The following is a 17,984-nucleotide window of genomic DNA, read 5'->3' on the forward strand; positions in this document are numbered from 1 at the left end:
ATATGCGGGGGTTCCCAAACAACCCCTTGATCAGGATAAGCACCTGTTTTCCCTCGCTTTTCGTCCCCTTGGAGGCCATACGCAGTGGTTAGACTGATTTGCATCAACACCCGCCGGGGACACCATGAAACAACTCAGCCAAAAAGCCCACGCCGCTGCATTCCATGCGGAATTTTTCGGCAACACCACACAAAAGCGCTATGTGCTGGGTATCAACGAATTTGCCGATGCGGTGGCCAACAAAGCCAAGCTTGATGGCTTCATTGACGAATACACCACCGCCACGGAATATCGGGGCATACCCATTGTGAAGTTAAGCGATGTGCCCGCTGGCAGCATGGTGATTTCCACGGTGACGCAAGCCCGTCCCAAAACCGCGATGAACAAATTGTTGCGTTTGAACGGTGTGGTGTCGATGGACTATTTTGCAGTGGCCGATGCCAGCCACTTTCAGTTGCCGCAAGTTCCGGCCCTGGCCGACACCCAAAAGGAATATGCAGCGCACACCGAGAAATTTGAATGGGTGCGGGAACTGTTTGCTGACCAGGAATCGCGTGAAGTGTTCAACCGCGTGATGGAATTTCGCCTGAACGCCAACCTTCGAGCCATGCGATTTTTCGACTACACAGCCGACCAGCAATATTTCGAACCCTTTGTGAAGTTTGCACCAGGCGAGGTGTTTGTGGATGGTGGTGGATTTGATGGTTACACCACAGACGAATTCATCGCCCGTTGCCCTGAATACAAAAGCGTTCACTTTTTTGAACCCGTGCAAACCACACTGAATACGGCCAAAAACAAACTTGCCGGGCATCGCGATATTGAATTTCATCCGCTGGGTTTGTTTGATTCGAAACAGACTTTGTCGTTTGATGCCAGCAGTGGTTCAGCCTGCAAGATATCGGAAACGGGCAGCGTCAAAATTGATGTGGATTCCCTGGACAATTGCGTGACCGAGTCGGTCAGCTTCATCAAGCTGGACCTTGAAGGCGCCGAGCCCAAAGCGCTTGAGGGCATGAAATGGCACATTCAGGAAGACCACCCCAAGCTGGCCGTGGCCGTGTACCACGACCCGGCGCATTTCTGGCAGGTGCCAGAAATCATCTTGGGGGTGCGCAATGACTACAAGGTATATTTGCGCCACTACACCGAGGGCTGGACTGAAACAGTGATGTTTTTTATACCTGCCTGAAACTCACGCTCCGTAGGTTTCAAGCAGGTAAGCCACGATCGCCTTCGACTCGAACATGGCCTTGCCGGTGTTCGGGTCTTCAAGGTAAGGCACCATCATCTTGTTGGTCTTGGCCATGAACTGCTCGCGTTTTCCGCCTTTGACCGGGTTGTATTCACCCAGCGCAGCATGAACGCCATTCACACCCATGTCGGCAAATTGTTCCTTGCCCAGATTCACCAGGTGATACGCAATTTCCAGTTCACACAACACCTCCCGAACAGGGCGGCAAAACGGTGACGCTTCAAAACTGTACAAGGTCAGCATCTGTTCAGGCTGCATCGACTTTCTCGCCTTGTTGCCAGCACCGAAACCCAGGGCGGAATTGGCAAGGCTGGACACCGCCTGCGGCAACGCAGCCTTCACACGCAGCGGTACCGGTCGCTTGGCGTAGGTACGGTAGAGATACTCAATGATGTCGGCCGACTCGTACAATGCCACGTCCGTGTTGTCATCCACCAAAAATGGAAACTGGGCTTTGCCGCCTTGGGCCACCACTTGGGGTCTAAAGCGCTGCCCACCTTTCGGACAAGGGTAAATATCGGCGTCAAGCGACAATTCCGTGAGCGTCTCCCTCACCAAACGGCAATAGGGACAACCTTCAAACTCATACAGTTTCAATGGTTTGTCGGGTTGAACCGCTGCGGGCTCGGTCACCATGCCTTGCCATCCACGCAAGGTTGACGCTGCTGTGGCCAAAGCCACCTTGAACATGTGTTTCATCCAGTTTCTCCCAATCAATGTGCGCTATTGCTGTTCAGTGCACTCAGCGCTGCGGCCACCAGAATCATGGAGCCACCCACGCCAACCTGCAAGGTCAGCACCTCGTCTGTCAGCACAATGGCTGATAAAGTGGCAAACACCACCTCGGACAACATCACCACCGAAGTGACGTTGGCTGGCAAACGCGACGCACCGTATTGCAAACCATAATTGGCCAACAGCAATGTGACTGCAAAGGCCAACAATACAAATACACCGTAACTGCCGGGCACTACAGGCCACTGAACAATTGAATTGCCCTCACCCAACCATGCAGCCACAACAATGGCCACTGCAGTGGGTGCCACAACACCCCCTACAAACATCGCAAACAAACGGGCTTGGGCTGACCGCTCGGCCTGGTGCCGCAACAAAATGTTATTCAGCGCAAAGGCAGCACCACCCATCAAGCCCAACCATTCCGCCATGTTCGATGGCACCGGGAATCCCAAGGCTCCTTCCGGACTCAGCACCAGCACAGCGCCTGCAAAGGCAAGGCCAACCCGTAACATGGCGCTTAGTGTAATGGCCTCATTCAACACCACGCGGGCCAGCAAAACCGACCAAATGGGCATCAGGTAAAACAACAACACCACGCGAATCACTTCGCCGATGGACACCCCCCAGTTAAAACCCACCATGGTGGTGCCAGCAGCCAATGCCAACAACCAAAGAGGCTTGTACTTCAGGAACTCGGCCAGCACCTGGGGCATGGCACACAACAACACGATCGCACCCAGCAAGTAAGTCGCCGACGAGGACCACAAAGGGTGAAGCCCCTCGGCTTGCAACTCGCGCAAAGGCCACCACGACAAGCCCCACACCAACGCATTCAGAACAAGGGCCAGATGCGGCAAGGCCCGTTTACCAAAATCAGGCACAGTTCACCACCACCCGCCCCTGCAATTGATTCGCCAGCACAAGGCGTGCACTGTCTAGCGCTTGTGCAAGGCGCACTTCCTTGATCATGAAGTCCAGGTCGTACTCACCCAGCGCCTGCGCCAACATGCCCCAGGCACGGTCTCGCTCCGCGTGCGTCCTGTAAACACAGTTGATACCACGCAGGGTTATTCCCCGCAGAATGAAAGGGGCCACACTGCCCTGAAAATCCATGCCCTGCGCCAGACCACACGCAGCAACCACCCCACCATACCGGGTTTGGGCGCAGGCATTCACCAGGGTGTGGCTGCCAACACTGTCCACCACCGCTGCGAACTGCTCTTTTTGCAAAGGCTTTCCAGCGCGGGACATCGATTCCCGATGAATCAAATGAGTGGACCCCAATTGCAGACGCTCAAAATGTTTGGCGGCCGACTCTGAAACAGGCTCTCCCGTGGCATCAATCGAGCCAGTCAACCCCACCACCTCGTAGCCCAAGTGTTGCAGCAACAGGCAAGCTACAGTACCCACGCCCCCGCTAACCCCGGTGACCAGCACAGGGCCATCACCCGGCTTCACCGGGTGGTCTTGCAAGGCCATCACGCACAAGGCTGCGGTGTAACCGGCAGTGCCCAGGGCGGCTGCCCAACGGGCGCTTCGCCCTTCAGGAATAGGGGATATCCACTGCGCGGGCACGCTGGCACGCTCCGCCAAACCGCCCCAATGGGTTTCACCCAAGCCCCAGTCGTTTACCTGACACACCGTACCGACAGGCCATTGGCTTGAATTGGACTCGATCACCTCGCCCACCGCATCAATGCCATGCACCATGGGGTATTTGCGTGCAATCGGGGCGGTGTGGGTCAAGGCCAGCGCGTCTTTGTAATTCAGGCAGCTGTAATGCAACTTCAACAGCACATCCTGCCCGGCAAACTCGGTTTCATCGAGTTCTACCAACTCCGCCTGCGCCTGGTCTGCCGACCGGGAAATCCATGCCCTGATCATTTTGTCTCCTTATTTCGGGTGAGCCAATCATCGCACAAACCAGTGACCAAATTTGCGTGATGCGCCTGCCTTGCATACACTTCAGGTTTGCCTTGGAATAACAACAACACAGTGCGCAAACCCACCGCCAAAAGCCTTATTCTTGACCTGTTGCTGGCCTCCAAAGGTCGCCCCCTTTCCGCCAAACAGGCAATTGCCGCCTGCGGCATATTCGACATCAGCGTGAACAACACACGGGTCGCCCTGGTGCGCCTGTCTGCTGAAGGTCTGATTGAATCGGCAGGCCGCGCACTGTATCAACTGACCGACGATGCACACACCCTGGCTGACGATGTCGCGGCCTGGCGCACCCGCAGCACCCGTGTTCGCCAATGGGACGGCAGTTACATTGTGGTTCAAGCGGACAAACTTTCGCGCAGTGAAGCCAGGCAACAACGCGCCCGCGCCCGATCCCTGCTGATGCTCGGCTTCCAGCCCCTGAACGAACACCTGTTCATACGCCCCAACAACATTGAGGACAATCTGGAAACAGTGCGGGTACGGCTTTACAAACTGGGTCTGGAAAAAGAAGCCCCTGTGTTTCAAGCCAGTGGGTTTGACAGCACCACCGAACATCGCATTGCAACCCTGTGGAACCCCCGGGAACTGGAACAAAACTACCAGCAACTCGAGAAAAAAATGCGCACTTGGCTTGACCGCTTCCACGCGCTTGAACCGGAAGTGGCGGCACGCGAATCCTTTCTGCTGGGTGGCACCGCCATCAAGCATGTCGTCTACGACCCTTTTTTGCCAAGCGAGTGGGTAGATGTGCAGGCACGCAAACAGTTCCTGAGTGCGGTGGATGAAGTCGACCAGGCCGGTATGCGGATCTGGAACAGCATGTGGGAGAACGCGGAAAGCTGAGGTGCTGTCTGCTTGATTCTGCACTGACGCTGATTTGCTGCCTCATCATGGGTTGCTTGATTCCGCACTGACTTTGATCTGCTGCCTCATCGTGGGTTGCTCGATTCCGTACTGACGTTGATCTGCTGCCTCATCGTGGCTTGCTTGACTCCGCACTGAAAACCGCTTTTCCCTTTTTGAACAAAGGCATTTCATTCACCCAAACCCGACAAAAGAGATGGTCGGGCCTGGGTGTCGCGCATTGCACGAACATTCAAGCCTTGTTCAAACCAGGGCGGTTTTCTTGAATGTGCGAAACAAGCAAACCCACTGCCGAGTCGGCAAGTCACCGTCCGGTTTGATCGCAACCAGCGCGAAACCCATGCGGAGGTTAAGCGAGGGCTCGGATTGCCGCCCACTCAGCGCGACCCATCACCGCCGATTTTGTGTCCAGTCAGCAGCGAAGTTCCAATCGCGTCGCCATTCAAGAAAACCTGCCCGTTTGAATTCACACGCAACGTTCGGCTACAAGCCGACAACACACTCGACCATCTTTTTTGTCGAGTGTGTTGAGTCAGTGTGAATTTCAAAAAGGGAGATACAGATTTTCAGGCGGACGATTGGAATTGGCGCTGATTGGGTAAGTAACTGACAGGCGGCAATCGGAACTCGCGTTAATTGGGCAAAGAACCCGCGCGCGGATTAGTGCACTCGCGCGTCATTTAGAGTAAACCCTCATCCGAATCGCCCCCCACTGCGTATACACTTCGACCATTCCAACCTTGCACCGCAGCACCCGTGAAAAAACTATTCAAAACTGCTTTGAAAATCAATGAATTGGCCGTGAACACTGCGACCAACGCAGCGGACTGGTTTTTTCGCAAAGAGATACTGATCCAGTCGGGAAAAACAGAGTACGAGGTCATTGCTGAGCACCTGCCCATGCGTGTGCGTTATTACGCCCCGTCAGCCGATACCAGCCAGCCGCACGCGGTGCCCTTGGTCATGGTGCCCCCGTTGGGTGTGACCACCGAAACCTTTGACCTGATGCCGGATCGCAGCCTGGTCAAATCCATGACAGAGGCAGGCTTCCAGGTCTACCTGGTGGATTGGGGCAAGCCCGAACGCAAAGACGGCCACCTCGGCCTGTTCGACTACAGCCACACCATGATGGGTCAAGCCCTTGATGCGGTTCGTGAACACAGTCAATCCAAAGAAATTTCATTGTTCGGCTGGTGCATGGGGGGTTTGCTGTGCCTGCTTTACGCCGGTTACGGGCACGACAAGCACATCCGCAACCTCGTCACGGTGGCCAGTCCCATCGACCTGCGCGATGGCAAAAACATCATGGCCTTCGCCTCCAACACATTGAATGTCACCGCACGCTTTATTCGCAAGTACAGTGAATTCCGGCTGGATCGAATCAACCCCATGCTATTCAGCCCACCCGGCTGGATGGTCAGCTTGGGATTCAAACTGACGGCGCCCGTGGCCAGTATCACCACCTATTGGGACCTGCTGACGCGCCTGAACGACCGTGATTTTGTTGAACAACACACCACCACAGCCGACTACCTGAACAACATGATGCTGTACCCGGGCGGCGTGGTACGCGACTTCATGATCCGCTTTGCAGTGGACAACAAACTGGCGAACGGCAAGGTCAAAATTGGTGAACTGGTTTCAGACCTCGGCAACATCACAGCCAACATGCTGGTGTTTGCGGGCGAAACCGATCACCTGGTGCCCGGCAGCATGGCCAAGAAAAGCCTGCGAATGGTGGCGTCCAAAAACAAATCCTTCCTGCTTGCACCCGGCGGCCACATGGGCGTTATTCTGGGTAGCCAGGCGCGCGAGCATGTCTGGAAACAGGCGGCGGAATGGCTGCAGGGTCATTCACAAGTGCAGGCAACTTCAGTTGCAGCACCCATTGCAAACAAACCCAAGGCAAGCAAACCGAAAGCCACTACAGCCAGGAAACCAAGGGCGCGCATTCAAAAAGACACACCCCGCGTAGCCTGACCTGACGTTTCAAGCAGGTTAATCTCGCAGACCGAGCAATCGGTCTGCTGTCACAAAAAATTCATAAATTATTTCTATATTTCTATTATTATCGAATTATGAAAGAAAACGACATTGTCAAAGCTTTGGCAGCACTTGCCCAGTCCTCCCGTCTGCGGCTGTTTCGCGCCCTCGTGGTGGCAGGCCCAGCCGGGCTGACTCCAGGTCAACTGGGTGAACAACTGGACATTCCCGCGGCCACGCTGTCTTTTCATTTGAAAGAATTGAACAACGCCGGGTTGATTCACCCCATTCGGGAGGGTCGAAACCTCATCTACAGCGCGCAGTTTGAACACATGAACGGCGTCATCTCCTACCTCACAGAGAACTGTTGTGAAGGCCGCGGATGCGCACCTGGCAATCAACCCGCAACCACAGAGACTCACCATGAGTGACAAAACATTCAACGTGCTTTTCATCTGCACCGGCAATTCCGCTCGTTCCATTCTGGCCGAAGCCATTCTCAACCAACTGGGCAAAGGCCAGTTCAAGGCTTACTCGGCGGGCAGCTTCCCCGCCGGCCGTGTGAATCCTTACACGTTTGAATTACTTGCACGCTGGGAAATCGACACCACCGGCCTGCGCAGCAAAAGCTGGGATGAGTTCGCCCAACCCAACGCCCCACAAATGGATTTCGTGTTCACTGTGTGCGATCAAGCCGCCGGTGAAGTGTGTCCGGTGTGGCCAGGCCAACCCATTTTGGCGCACTGGGGTGCACCCGACCCCGCCAAGGCCGAGGGTACACACGAACACATCTTGCAGGAATTCCGCAATGTCGGGCTTCTGCTGCGCAAACGCATCGAACTGATGTTGGCACTACCCATTGCCAAACTTGAAAAACTCGCCATTCAACATGAAGTCGAACAAATAGGAAAGGTATCTTCATGAGCACCAATGTACTCATTCTTTGCACTCACAACTCCGCGCGCAGCGTGCTCTCCGAGGGCATGCTGAACCACCTGGCCCAACAATACGGAAAAGACATCAAGGCTTTCAGTGCAGGCAGCGCGCCCAGTGGCCGCGTTAATCCCTATGCCTTGCAAGCATTGGCCAGTGTTGGCATTGACACCAGCGCCTATCTCAGCAAAAGCTGGGACGTGTTCACCGAGCCCGGCGCACCAAAAATCGATATCGTCATTACCGTGTGCGACAGCGCCGCTGCAGAACAGTGCCCCTATTGGCCCGGCAGCCCGGTCAAAACACACTGGGGCTATCCAGACCCATCCAGTGAAATTGAAGAAAACAAGCCCCGTGCATTCGAGCTGACCCGCCAAGCCATTGCCTACAAAATGATGCAGCTCATCCAGCTGCCCTTGGGCACCATGAGCACCGCCGAACTGAATACAGCATTGGCTGCCATCGCACGGAGTTAATCGCATGCATTCACTTCCACAAAGACTCGGTGCTGAATTTCTCGGCACCCTGCTGCTTCTGGCCATTGTGATTGGTTCTGGTGTCATGGCTGAAAACCTATCGGAAGGCAACAATGGTGTGGCGCTGATTGCCAACACACTGGCCACGGTGTTTGGCCTGTACATCCTGATTGAAGTGTTTGGCCCAATCAGCGGTGCCCATTTCAACCCAGTGGTCACGCTGACCATGGTGCTGCTGAAGCGCCAAGCTGGAAAAGAACTCATCCCCTACACCCTGGTTCAATTGGCTGGCGCCTTCTTCGGCGCGATTCTGGTTCACCAAATGTTCGACATGGAATTGCTGCAGTTTTCAGAAAAAGCGCGAACTGGCTGGGGAATCTGGACGGGTGAAATCGTTGCCACCGCCGGTTTGTTGCTGGTCATATTGATAGCGAAACAGGAACGGGTTTCAGGCATGGTGGCCTGTTACATTGGCGCAGCCTACTGGTTCACATCATCCACATCATTCGCAAACCCGGCGGCTGCATTCGGGCGGCAGTTTTCCAACAGTTTTGCCGGCATTGCACCGGCCGATGTACCCGCCTATGTGGTGTTTGAAGTCATCGGTGGTTTGCTGGCCATCGTCCTCTACAAACTCTTCAGCAGCAACAAGCCCGTTACAACTTCCCCGGCACCCAACCCGGCGGCTTGATCAGGCACAGCACCCGGTTTTTGAAACCGGGTGCTGCCTTCATTTTTTCAATCAAATGCTCCCAGCCAGCGACCGCCTGCTTCAGCGGGTTGGTGGTCAACACGGGCGTCAACGTGCCATACACAGGTTTGACACCCGGAACAAATTCCCGATAAGTGCCGAACCAGCGGTCCCAAACTATCAATATTCCGCCGTAATTGCAGTCGTGGTACACCTCGTTTTTGGCGTGGTGCAAGCGGTGATGCTGGGGGCAGTTGAACACTTTTTCGAACCAACCACGCACTTCGAAAGTTTCGGTGTGTATCCAGTACTGGTAAAGCAGGTTCACCGTGTGGGCGAAGGTCAGCACCAGCGGGTCCATGCCCAACAGTGGCAGGGGCAACCAGAAAATGAAAGCGTAAAAAGGACCCAATACAGATTGACGCAAGGCCGTACTCAGGTTGTAGCGCTCACTGGTATGGTGGTTGGAATGTTCCGCCCAAAACAATGCACACCTGTGTGCCACCCGGTGATACCAGTAGTAGCAAAAGTCATCTGCCACCAGCAGCAATGGTACAAACCACCAGGTTGAAATGTCCCAACTCACCACCCGAAACTCGAACAGCCACAGCATGATGGGGTAAGCCCACAGCACGCTGAGGCCCATGGTGACCAATTTTAAAGCCCCCATCGAAATCGAACACAAGGAGTCGTTCAGGGAATAGCCGGCGTAATATCCGGCTGGCTTCTTGCGCATCGCCCAACCTTCAAGGGCCATCGCGCCAAAAAAGTACGGAATCGCCACCACATACATCAGCAGGGTGAGTTGTTCGTAATCAGGCAGTGACAAACCCATGCAGCCTCCGGGCGATACAACACATTACAAATTAATCAATTAATGCGTTGTATCGTAACGTTAGCCTTGAAATCACTCAATACCAACAAAGTCAAAAATGACAAACCAACAAAAAAGGCCCCTTGCGGGGCCCTTTCATTTCAACCAAGGTTGAAAATTTACTTCACTGCGATGGCCTTACCATCAGCAGTCTTGATGGTCTTCCAAGCGTTTTCAATCAACTTGACTGTTGCATCTGGCAATGGAACATAATCCAGGTCAGAGGACAGCTTGTCGCCCTTGGCATAAGCCCAGGTGAAAAACTTCAACACTTCAGAAGCCTTGGCTGCATCAGCCTGCTGGGTGTGCATCAGGATGAAAGTGGCACCAGTGATGGGCCAAGCTGTTTTACCAGGCTGCAGTGTCAGGATTTCATAGAAGCTGTTGGACCAGTCAGCACCAGCAGCGGCAGCTTTGAACGAGTCGTCATCAGGCTGAACGAAATTGCCGTCCTTGTTGTTCAGTTGCGTGTGGGTCAGCTTGTTCTGCTTGGCGTAAGCATATTCCACGTAGCCGATTGAACCTGGCAGACGCTGCACGAAGGCTGAAACACCTTCGTTGCCCTTGCCACCCAAGCCTACTGGCCACTTCACTGCCGTGCCTTCACCCACTGTGCTCTTCCAGTCAGCGCTGACTTTGCTCAGGTAGTTGGTGAAAATGAAGGTTGTACCGGAACCATCTGCACGACGAATCACGCTGATGTCAGTGTCTGGCAGCTTGACGCCTGGGTTCAGGTCTGCAATCGCCTTGTCGTTCCACTTGGTGATCTTGTTCAGGTAAATGTTGGCCAACACTTCGCCGCTCAGCTTCATCTGGCCGGGGGCCACACCTTGCAGGTTCACCACGGGCACAACGCCACCAATCACGGTTGGGAACTGCATCAAACCTTTTTCTTTCAGGTCTTCAGGCTTCAAAGGCGCGTCAGATGCACCAAAATCCACGGTCTTGGCCGTGATTTGCTTGATACCACCACCGGAACCGATGGACTGGTAGTTCACTTTGTTGCCTGTTTCCTTGTTGTAGGCATCGGCCCACTTGGAATAAACAGGGGCAGGGAAAGAAGCGCCAGCACCGGTAATTTCAGCGGCGTTCACGGAAGTCATGCTCAGGGCCAGGGCACCTGCAGAAATCGCTGTGGCGATTGTTTTAATGTTGAACATTTTTCACCTCACTTATTAAAGTGACTTCATCATGCAGCAGGAATGTTTCAGAATCATGACAGATATAAGGCATTTACATAAATGTCAAAAAACCACACCTGGCTGCCCAAATGTGGTTTTTTAGTCATCATCACTGCGAGTCCAAAGACCGAATCAGCCAAATCGACCCGTGATGTAGTTTTCTGTTTCCTGCTTCTTGGGCTTCAGGAAAATCTGGTCAGTCACGCCGAATTCGATCAACTCACCCAAGTACATGTACGCGGTATAGTCCGAAACACGGGCAGCCTGCTGCATGTTGTGGGTCACGATCACCACGGTGTAGTCTTCTTTCAGCTCGGTAATCAACTCTTCAATACTGGCCGTTGAAATCGGGTCGAGCGCAGAACAGGGTTCATCCAGCAGCAAAATTTCAGGCTTGATCGCAATACCGCGTGCAATGCACAAACGCTGCTGCTGACCACCCGACAAACCGTTGCCGCTTTGATGCAACTTGTCTTTCACCTCTTTCCACAGCGCAGCCTTGGTCAGTGCCCACTCCACGCGCTCTTCCATTTCGCCCTTGGACAGCTTTTCAAACAGTCGCACACCAAATGCGATGTTTTCATAGATGGACATTGGAAAGGGCGTGGGCTTCTGGAACACCATGCCAATTTTCGAGCGAATCAATGCAATGTCTTTCTTGCTGGTGATCAAGTCTTCCCCATCCATCAAGATCTGGCCTTCCGCCCGTTGTTCGGGATACAGGGCGTACATCTTGTTGAAGGTACGCAGCAGGGTGGACTTACCACAGCCAGATGGACCAATGAAGGCGGTCACTTTCTTTTCAGGAATGGTCAGGTTGACCGACTTCAGCGCATGAAAATCACCGTAATAGAAGTTTAGATCCTTGACTTCCAATTTCGTTTTTTCAACAACAGCGGTATTGGGCATTTTTAGGCCTATAAAGATCAATTTATCTGGTCAATTATTTTGAATTCTTCAGCAATGATCGGGCAATGATGTTCAACACCAGCACGCCAGCCGTAATCAGGAATACGCCGGCCCATGCCAGTTCCTGCCACTCTTTGAACGGGCTGAGCGCAAAGTTGAAAATCATCACCGGCAGGTTGGCCATCGGCTTCATCATGTCTGTATTCCAGAACTGGTTCGACAGTGCTGTAAACAACAAGGGCGCTGTTTCACCGGCAATTCGGGCAACTGACAACAAAATTCCGGTCAGGATACCTGCATAGCTGGCCTTCACAGTAATGGACATCACCATCTTCCACTTGGGCGTGCCCAAGGCAAATGCAGCCTCACGCAAGGCGTCTGGTACCAGGCGCAACATATTCTCGGTGGTGCGGATCACGATTGGAATCTGGATCAGGGCCAAAGCCACTACACCCGCCCAAGCCGAAAAGTGTCCCATGATGCGAACCATGACCGCATACACGAACAAGCCGATCACAATCGATGGTGCAGACAGCAAAATGTCGTTGATGAAACGCACCGAACTGGCCAGCTTGTTGTCCTTTCTTGACTCCGCCAGATGCACACCCGCCAGAATACCCAGTGGTGTACCAAACAGCGTGGCAAAACCCACCATCAGCAAAGTACCCGTGATGGCGTTGGCCAGGCCACCGCCTTCCACACCCGGCGGAGGTGTCATTTCAGTGAACAACTGCCACGACAGGCCATTGATGCCCAAAGTCACCGTAGTGTAAAGAATCCAGATTAACCAGAACAGGCCAAACGCCATGGCCGCCAATGACAGCGTCAGCGCGATCGAATTGACGAACTTGCGCTTGGCTTGCATTTTGATGCGCATCCGCTCATCCGTGGCCACAGTGGTCACCATATTGTCTTTTGCACCTGAAACAGGGGTTTGATATACGCTAGCCATGGCTTATCTCCCGTTGCTCGACAGTTTGGCCAACAACAGTTTTGATGCCACCAACACAAAGAATGTGATTACAAACAGGATCAGACCCAGTTCCATCAGCGCCGAGGTGTGCAAGCCGGCATCTGCTTCGGCAAACTCATTCGCCAACGCTGAAGTAATGCTGTTACCTGGTGAAAACAAAGAAATGTCGTTCAGGTAGTTTGTATTACCAATCACGAAGGTCACCGCCATGGTTTCACCCAGCGCTCGACCCAGACCCAGCATCACGCCACCAATGACGCCCACTTTGGTGTGGGGCAACACAATTTTCCAGATCACCTCCCAGGTGGTACAGCCCATGCCGTAGCCAGCTTCTTTCAACATCACCGGGGTCACTTCAAACACGTCACGCATCACTGCGGCGATGTAAGGAATGATCATGATGGCCAGTACCACGCCGGCGCACAACAAACCGATGCCAATGGGCGGGCCAGAAAACAAGGCGCCAATCACAGGTACTTTACCCAATGTCGCGCCCAAGGGCCCTTGAATGTACTTGGCAAAAATCGGCGCAAACACCAGCAAGCCCCACATGCCGTAAACAATCGATGGCACAGCAGCCAACAGTTCAATCGCGGTGCCTAATGGGCGACGCAACCAGGGCGGTGCCAATTCAGTCAGAAACAACGCGATGCCAAAGCTGACGGGAACGGCAATAATCAAGGCGATGAACGAGGTTACCAGGGTGCCGTAAATCGGCACCAAGGCGCCATATTCATCAATGGGGGGATCCCAGTTGGCAGTGAACAGGAAATCAAAACCAAACGCAGTGATGGTGGGCCAGGAAGCCACAATCAGGGAGGCAATGATTCCACCCAGCAGCAGCAGGGTGAACACCGATGCGCCGCTGGTTAACAGGCCAAAAATGGCGTCGCCCCGTTTGGTCGGGACCTTGATCGTCGAGTTATTGGACATGTTGGTAAATGGTTAATCCAGCAGAAGATTTCACGCAGACCCACAAGGGTATCCAAGAATTATGACAAAAAAGTGACAAATTTTTGACGTACTCGTGAAATTGAATATCAGGACACGAAAACGTGGTTAAAAACTCAAAGCGGTTTGCGCTTCATGAACGTGATGGGTACCACCGACGGGGGCGGGCTGTTGAATATGTCTTTGCGCATTTTACCCATGATGTGCATTTCGCAGGGTTTGCAATCGAACTTCAGGGTGTACTTTTGATCCCCATTGACCAGCACCATCGGTTCGGCCTTCACCTGCCCCTGAACCCCTGCCACCCCTTTGGCTTGCTTTGGGCACAAATTAAACGAAAATCGCAGACAATGCTTGGTGATCATGACAGGCACTTCGCCCGCCTCTTCATGTGCCTCATACGCAGCAGCAATCATTTCCACGCCATGCTTGCGATAAAACTCGCGCGCCTTGTCGTTGTAGACGTTGGCCAAAAAGCTCAATGACTTTTCTGGGTAGTCCACATAGGGCTGCACAGGCTCCTTGCGTGGTGGGCGTTGCCAGGCGTTCACACGGGCCACGTTCAAGGCTTCAATGGCCTCGCGGCGCATGCCATTGAGAACACTGGCGGGTACAAACCAGGGCTGGCTTAAATGAACATTCAGGCCCAAAGCCGAGAAATCAGTTCCGCCCAGCTTGGCCATGTGGGTTTTTATGCTGTCCACTGCGGTGTCTGCCTGCTTGGCCAGCTCCAAGGGCATTTCTACCTGAGACAAAGCGGCAACGCCATCTTCATCGGTCAGGCTCAACTGCAGGCCTTTCAACAGGTCGCCTTCCATCCACTCGGTCAGGGTCAGCCACAAACCGATTCGTCGCTCGGCACTGTCTTTGGCCAAGGCCATGTCCCAGGCATGATCACGGTTGCGGTGCATCGGCAACCCGGCTTTCAGACCCCCGTAGCTGGCAATCGGGTCTTTGGGGAATACGCGGTACACGGCCTGGCCTTCTCCCTTGCTGTGCAACTTTTCAGCACGGTTCACATGCAAACCCACCACTTCGCGCTTGCGCATGAAGTTGAGGCCATCGCCATTGTTCAACTCATCACTGGTTTGGATGTCGATGCTCTTGTCATTCACGGCGACCACGTGGCCCACAGGCTGCCCGATGAATTTGGGCGAATCGAAGGCACCAATGTCGATTTTTCGTCCACTGGCAAAGTAATCGGTGGCACCCCGGTGAAAATTCCGATCAGGGTCAGGGCGGAAATAATGCCGGGTTTGCCCACTGGATGCGCGGGTAAACTCGCCACGCTGCTCCATGATTTCGTCCAGCAAAATGCGGTAGTGGGACGTGATGTTCTTCACATAGGCCATGTCCTTGTAGCGCCCTTCAATCTTGAAGGAACGTACCCCCGCATCAATCAGGTGCTCCAGGTTGCCGCTCTGGTTGTTGTCTTTCATCGACAACAAATGCTTGTCAAAAGCCACCACAGCACCGCTTTGGTCGGTCAGGGTATAAGGCAGGCGGCAAGCCTGTGAACAATCGCCGCGGTTGGCACTTCGGCCTGTTTCAGCATGGCTGATGTAACACTGGCCCGAAAAGGCCACGCACAAGGCTCCATGTATAAAGTATTCAATGGTGGCTGAATCGCCTACCGCCGCATGCACGGCCGCAATTTCTTTCACCGTCAGTTCACGGGCCAGCACCAGCTGTGAAAAACCGCTGTCCGCCAGGAATTTCGCTTTTTCCACAGTGCGAATGTCGCACTGGGTGCTGGCATGCAGCTGGATGGGCGGCAAGTCCATTTCCAGCAAGCCCATGTCCTGAATGATCAGGGCATCCACGCCGGCGTCGTACAACTGCCAAACCAGTTTGCGCGCTTCTTCCAGCTCGGCGTCGTGCAAAATCGTGTTGATGGTCGTGAAAATGCGGGCGTGATAGCGGTGGGCAAACTGAACCAGCTTCGCGATATCCGCCACAGAATTGGCCGCGTTGGCGCGTGCGCCAAAGGTGGGCCCACCCAGGTAAACCGCGTCTGCACCGTGCAAAATCGCCTGGCGACCAATCTCTACGTCGCGTGCAGGGGCAAGCAATTCCAACTCGTGTGGCAACAAACTCATGATTTCACTGGCATTTTCAGACAAGGGTGGACATTATTTCAAAAAGCGGGGATGAATGAAAGCAAAACCGTGGTCGTAACCGCAATCAGTTTTAATTAAATGACACGACCCCAGCCCTTTGCCCTCACAACGAAGGCTAGAAGCCAAATTCCAGCAATCAGCGCCAAGTCACTTTACACTTTGTCACAAAATCATTTGAGCAATGTGTCATGCAGCACCAACCCGTTCGGCTTTTATTCCTGTTACTCGCACTTGCTCTGGGTGGACCAACAGCAGCGTCAACCGACAGCACGGCACGCAATGCACTTGAAACCGTTCAAGACTGGCGACAGGCCATGCCGCCTGGCAATTCCGCCCTAAAGCAAGCCATGGTTCAGGCACGCAAAAGCCGGCTTGGGCTGTCGCCCGAACTTCAGTTTGACCTTGAGGAATTGCACGGCACGCTGCAACCGGTTCAGGCAGACACCCCAATTTCACTGGAAAACACGTCTGCCTTGGGCGTACAGATAAGCCATGCACGCCTGAAAATTTCAGATGCCGTGCTGCAAACACTGGTGCAAGCCGAGTTGAATGCAAGCAATGCCCCACTTCGAATCAAGCAGGTACAAACCAAACCCGACGGGGTGTTGATCAAAGGCGACATTCGACGGCTCGGCCTGTGGATTCCGTTTGAAATGGAAGGCGCCCCTTCAGTACTGAACAACAAGGAAATCGGGTTGACCCCCAGCCGGCTTAAAGTAGCGGGCATTCCTGTTTACAAGGCCCTGCTGGCCACCAACATTCAATTGCAGGCCCTGATTGACATGAAATCGAAGGCAGTGCGTTTGCAAGGGCAGGCCATGGTGCTGCGTCTTGATTCACTGCTTCAGGCGCCCAAAATTTCATTCGAACTCAGCAAAGTGGAATTGGCGCAAGGTGAAGTGAAAGTACTACTGGGCGCCTCAAATTCGCCACCCTTTTTCTGTGGCGCACAGTGCCCGGGAAGTTTTGTTTACACCGCGGGTGGGGAACTGCGTGCAGCGGGCATGGTGTTGTCAGGAAAACCCACCTTGATTACAGGCACCCCAAGTTCCACCTTGCCCGTGGGCCTGCATCAACTGGATCCATTGATTCAGACCAGCACCATGCAATTGCGTGCCGACGGCGCCATCTGGATCAGTGCCCAGGAAGGGCCATTGGGTGAAGACGAAGCCGCCTTGCTCGCCAAGGGCGACCAAGCCATGAAGCGCCTCAAGCAGCAATTGGAAACGTATGCACAGCAACAGCCGGTGACCCTTGCAGTTCATGAGGCCACCCTGTTATCGAACGAGGGCATTGAATTGCGCGTTGAAAAACTGCTGGCCAGCACCCATGCAACGGATTTGGGTCAGTTACCCACCGCACCACAGACTGTACACACCGGAGAAATTTCGCTGGGTGAAAAAGCCTTGAATACCTTGATGAATGAGGCACTGTTCAACTATGAAGGCAGCCCCATTCGCAGGGTGAATAGCAGAATCGGCTCGCCACTTCTGGAGCTTGCCCTGCAAGTCAGGCCTGAAATTTTGGGTATACCTCTGATTTGGCTACCCGCCACCCTCAGCGGCGAACTGCAGGTATCCGACGACCAACTTCACCTGGAGTTCACACCCACACAGGTACGAATGTTCGGTTTACCCGTGTTGCCTTTGCTCAACTTTCTGGGCTTGCCACTCGACAGCCTGATCAAGATCGACCAACAAACAATCAAGCTGACAGGCAACACCCTGCGGATTGCACTGAACAACGCACTTCCGCCTTTGCAACTCAACACACGCCTGCTGGCTATCAAAACAGGGGGAAGTTCGCCTTGGGGACCATTCCTGCAAGTCAGCGTGGGCCTGCAAGCCGAAGACGCACGCCTCGAAACTCAAAGTCTGATGGAGCAGTTGCCAAAGGGTCTGTGGATGAATACACCAGAATTCACCGCACTGGGCATGCGCACCGGGCCAACCTTGGGCCATGTGTACAACGCAAGGCGCGATGAACGGCTGGTTATTGACCTGGCCCAATACCCGGACCTGTTAAGTGCCGCCACCATTCGACTTCCTGAAAGGGAAAGGGTCTGGGTCAGCATGCCACCACAGCGTTGAAG

Annotated in this window: 17 protein-coding genes; 8 read left to right on the forward strand and 9 right to left on the reverse strand. The window is 53.9% G+C overall.

The features are described 5' to 3' along the window. Window positions 1–124: 124 nt before the first annotated feature. On the forward strand, window positions 125–1,192 hold the full coding sequence (locus RGQ30_RS14730; RefSeq protein ID WP_130557507.1) for an FkbM family methyltransferase: 1,068 nt from the start codon (window positions 125–127) through the stop codon (window positions 1,190–1,192). Window positions 1,193–1,195: 3 nt separating this feature from the next. Here RGQ30_RS14730 and RGQ30_RS14735 read toward each other — a convergent pair whose 3' ends face one another. Genes RGQ30_RS14735 through RGQ30_RS14745 form a run of 3 tightly spaced genes read right to left on the reverse strand, consistent with a single transcriptional unit; the run spans window position 1,196 to window position 3,877 of the window. Then, window positions 1,196–1,954, reverse strand: a complete 759-nt coding sequence (locus tag RGQ30_RS14735; RefSeq protein ID WP_130557506.1) for a glutathione S-transferase N-terminal domain-containing protein — start codon at window positions 1,952–1,954, stop codon at window positions 1,196–1,198. A gap of 14 nt (window positions 1,955–1,968) precedes the next feature. Then, window positions 1,969–2,874 (reverse strand): DMT family transporter, encoded by a 906-nt coding sequence (locus RGQ30_RS14740; RefSeq protein ID WP_130557505.1) that lies wholly within the window; start codon window positions 2,872–2,874, stop codon window positions 1,969–1,971. Next, the gene (locus RGQ30_RS14745; protein ID WP_130557504.1) at window positions 2,867–3,877 is read right to left on the reverse strand and encodes an MDR family oxidoreductase; all 1,011 of its coding nucleotides are present in this window, start codon (window positions 3,875–3,877) and stop codon (window positions 2,867–2,869) included. Before RGQ30_RS14745 ends, RGQ30_RS14740 begins: the two co-directional genes overlap by 8 nt. A 111-nt stretch (window positions 3,878–3,988) precedes the next feature. Between RGQ30_RS14745 and RGQ30_RS14750 the strand changes: the two genes are divergently transcribed. From RGQ30_RS14750 to RGQ30_RS14775, 6 genes are all read left to right on the forward strand, one after another. Further along, on the forward strand, window positions 3,989–4,780 hold the full coding sequence (locus RGQ30_RS14750; protein ID WP_298217932.1) for a PaaX family transcriptional regulator C-terminal domain-containing protein: 792 nt from the start codon (window positions 3,989–3,991) through the stop codon (window positions 4,778–4,780). Window positions 4,781–5,557: 777 nt separating this feature from the next. After that, the gene (locus RGQ30_RS14755) at window positions 5,558–6,781 is read left to right on the forward strand and encodes an alpha/beta fold hydrolase (RefSeq protein WP_130557502.1); all 1,224 of its coding nucleotides are present in this window, start codon (window positions 5,558–5,560) and stop codon (window positions 6,779–6,781) included. Between the two features lie 98 nt (window positions 6,782–6,879). Continuing rightward, window positions 6,880–7,215: an ArsR/SmtB family transcription factor gene (locus RGQ30_RS14760; RefSeq protein WP_130557501.1), complete on the forward strand. Its 336-nt coding sequence runs from the start codon at window positions 6,880–6,882 to the stop codon at window positions 7,213–7,215. Continuing rightward, on the forward strand, window positions 7,208–7,708 hold the full coding sequence (locus RGQ30_RS14765) for an arsenate reductase ArsC (protein ID WP_130557500.1): 501 nt from the start codon (window positions 7,208–7,210) through the stop codon (window positions 7,706–7,708). Before RGQ30_RS14760 ends, RGQ30_RS14765 begins: the two co-directional genes overlap by 8 nt. Continuing rightward, window positions 7,705–8,193: an arsenate reductase ArsC gene (locus tag RGQ30_RS14770; protein ID WP_130557499.1), complete on the forward strand. Its 489-nt coding sequence runs from the start codon at window positions 7,705–7,707 to the stop codon at window positions 8,191–8,193. The genes RGQ30_RS14765 and RGQ30_RS14770 overlap by 4 nt, the downstream gene beginning before the upstream one ends. Window positions 8,194–8,197: 4 nt before the next feature. Then, window positions 8,198–8,884 carry an MIP/aquaporin family protein gene (locus RGQ30_RS14775; protein WP_130557498.1) on the forward strand — a complete coding sequence of 229 codons (687 nt, stop codon included), beginning with the start codon at window positions 8,198–8,200 and terminating at the stop codon, window positions 8,882–8,884. Here the strand turns inward: RGQ30_RS14775 and RGQ30_RS14780 are convergent. The 6 genes from RGQ30_RS14780 to RGQ30_RS14805 all read right to left on the reverse strand — a co-directional run bounded on the left by RGQ30_RS14780 (window position 8,850) and on the right by RGQ30_RS14805 (window position 15,871). Beyond that, on the reverse strand, window positions 8,850–9,719 hold the full coding sequence (locus RGQ30_RS14780; protein ID WP_130557497.1) for a sterol desaturase family protein: 870 nt from the start codon (window positions 9,717–9,719) through the stop codon (window positions 8,850–8,852). The two genes, RGQ30_RS14775 and RGQ30_RS14780, sit on opposite strands and share 35 nt — an antisense overlap. 158 nt (window positions 9,720–9,877) lie before the next feature. Next, window positions 9,878–10,918 (reverse strand): phosphate ABC transporter substrate-binding protein PstS, encoded by a 1,041-nt coding sequence (gene pstS / locus RGQ30_RS14785; RefSeq protein WP_130557496.1) that lies wholly within the window; start codon window positions 10,916–10,918, stop codon window positions 9,878–9,880. 153 nt (window positions 10,919–11,071) lie between these two features. After that, window positions 11,072–11,848: a phosphate ABC transporter ATP-binding protein PstB gene (pstB, locus tag RGQ30_RS14790; protein WP_130557495.1), complete on the reverse strand. Its 777-nt coding sequence runs from the start codon at window positions 11,846–11,848 to the stop codon at window positions 11,072–11,074. 34 nt (window positions 11,849–11,882) lie between these two features. Further along, window positions 11,883–12,755: a phosphate ABC transporter permease PstA gene (pstA, locus tag RGQ30_RS14795; RefSeq protein WP_130558025.1), complete on the reverse strand. Its 873-nt coding sequence runs from the start codon at window positions 12,753–12,755 to the stop codon at window positions 11,883–11,885. A 48-nt stretch (window positions 12,756–12,803) separates the two neighbouring features. Next, window positions 12,804–13,754: a phosphate ABC transporter permease PstC gene (pstC, locus tag RGQ30_RS14800; protein ID WP_130557494.1), complete on the reverse strand. Its 951-nt coding sequence runs from the start codon at window positions 13,752–13,754 to the stop codon at window positions 12,804–12,806. A 134-nt stretch (window positions 13,755–13,888) separates the two neighbouring features. Next, window positions 13,889–15,871, reverse strand: coding sequence for a peptidase U32 family protein (locus RGQ30_RS14805; RefSeq protein ID WP_130558024.1), 1,983 nt, complete (start codon window positions 15,869–15,871; stop codon window positions 13,889–13,891). A gap of 209 nt (window positions 15,872–16,080) precedes the next feature. Between RGQ30_RS14805 and RGQ30_RS14810 the strand changes: the two genes are divergently transcribed. After that, window positions 16,081–17,982, forward strand: coding sequence for a hypothetical protein (locus tag RGQ30_RS14810; RefSeq protein WP_130557493.1), 1,902 nt, complete (start codon window positions 16,081–16,083; stop codon window positions 17,980–17,982). The last annotated feature ends 2 nt before the right edge of the window (window positions 17,983–17,984 follow it).

It is taken from the genome of Limnobacter thiooxidans (genome assembly GCF_036323495.1).
Classification (GTDB): Bacteria; Pseudomonadota; Gammaproteobacteria; order Burkholderiales; family Burkholderiaceae_B; genus Limnobacter; species Limnobacter thiooxidans.

Bases quoted from the DNA above. Each gene is read 5' to 3' on its own strand.
- RGQ30_RS14770 (WP_130557499.1), top strand. From the start codon at position 7,705: ATGAGCACCAATGTACTCATTCTTTGCACTCACAACTCCGCGCGCAGC.
- RGQ30_RS14810 (WP_130557493.1), top strand. From the start codon at position 16,081: ATGCAGCACCAACCCGTTCGGCTTTTATTCCTGTTACTCGCACTTGCT.
- RGQ30_RS14805 (WP_130558024.1), bottom strand. From the start codon at position 15,871: ATGAGTTTGTTGCCACACGAGTTGGAATTGCTTGCCCCTGCACGCGAC.
- RGQ30_RS14775 (WP_130557498.1), top strand. From the start codon at position 8,198: ATGCATTCACTTCCACAAAGACTCGGTGCTGAATTTCTCGGCACCCTG.
- RGQ30_RS14760 (WP_130557501.1), top strand. From the start codon at position 6,880: ATGAAAGAAAACGACATTGTCAAAGCTTTGGCAGCACTTGCCCAGTCC.
- pstC (WP_130557494.1), bottom strand. From the start codon at position 13,754: ATGTCCAATAACTCGACGATCAAGGTCCCGACCAAACGGGGCGACGCC.
- pstA (WP_130558025.1), bottom strand. From the start codon at position 12,755: ATGGTGACCACTGTGGCCACGGATGAGCGGATGCGCATCAAAATGCAA.
- RGQ30_RS14765 (WP_130557500.1), top strand. From the start codon at position 7,208: ATGAGTGACAAAACATTCAACGTGCTTTTCATCTGCACCGGCAATTCC.
- RGQ30_RS14780 (WP_130557497.1), bottom strand. From the start codon at position 9,719: ATGGGTTTGTCACTGCCTGATTACGAACAACTCACCCTGCTGATGTAT.
- pstB (WP_130557495.1), bottom strand. From the start codon at position 11,848: ATGCCCAATACCGCTGTTGTTGAAAAAACGAAATTGGAAGTCAAGGAT.
- RGQ30_RS14745 (WP_130557504.1), bottom strand. From the start codon at position 3,877: ATGATCAGGGCATGGATTTCCCGGTCGGCAGACCAGGCGCAGGCGGAG.
- RGQ30_RS14735 (WP_130557506.1), bottom strand. From the start codon at position 1,954: ATGAAACACATGTTCAAGGTGGCTTTGGCCACAGCAGCGTCAACCTTG.
- RGQ30_RS14730 (WP_130557507.1), top strand. From the start codon at position 125: ATGAAACAACTCAGCCAAAAAGCCCACGCCGCTGCATTCCATGCGGAA.
- pstS (WP_130557496.1), bottom strand. From the start codon at position 10,918: ATGTTCAACATTAAAACAATCGCCACAGCGATTTCTGCAGGTGCCCTG.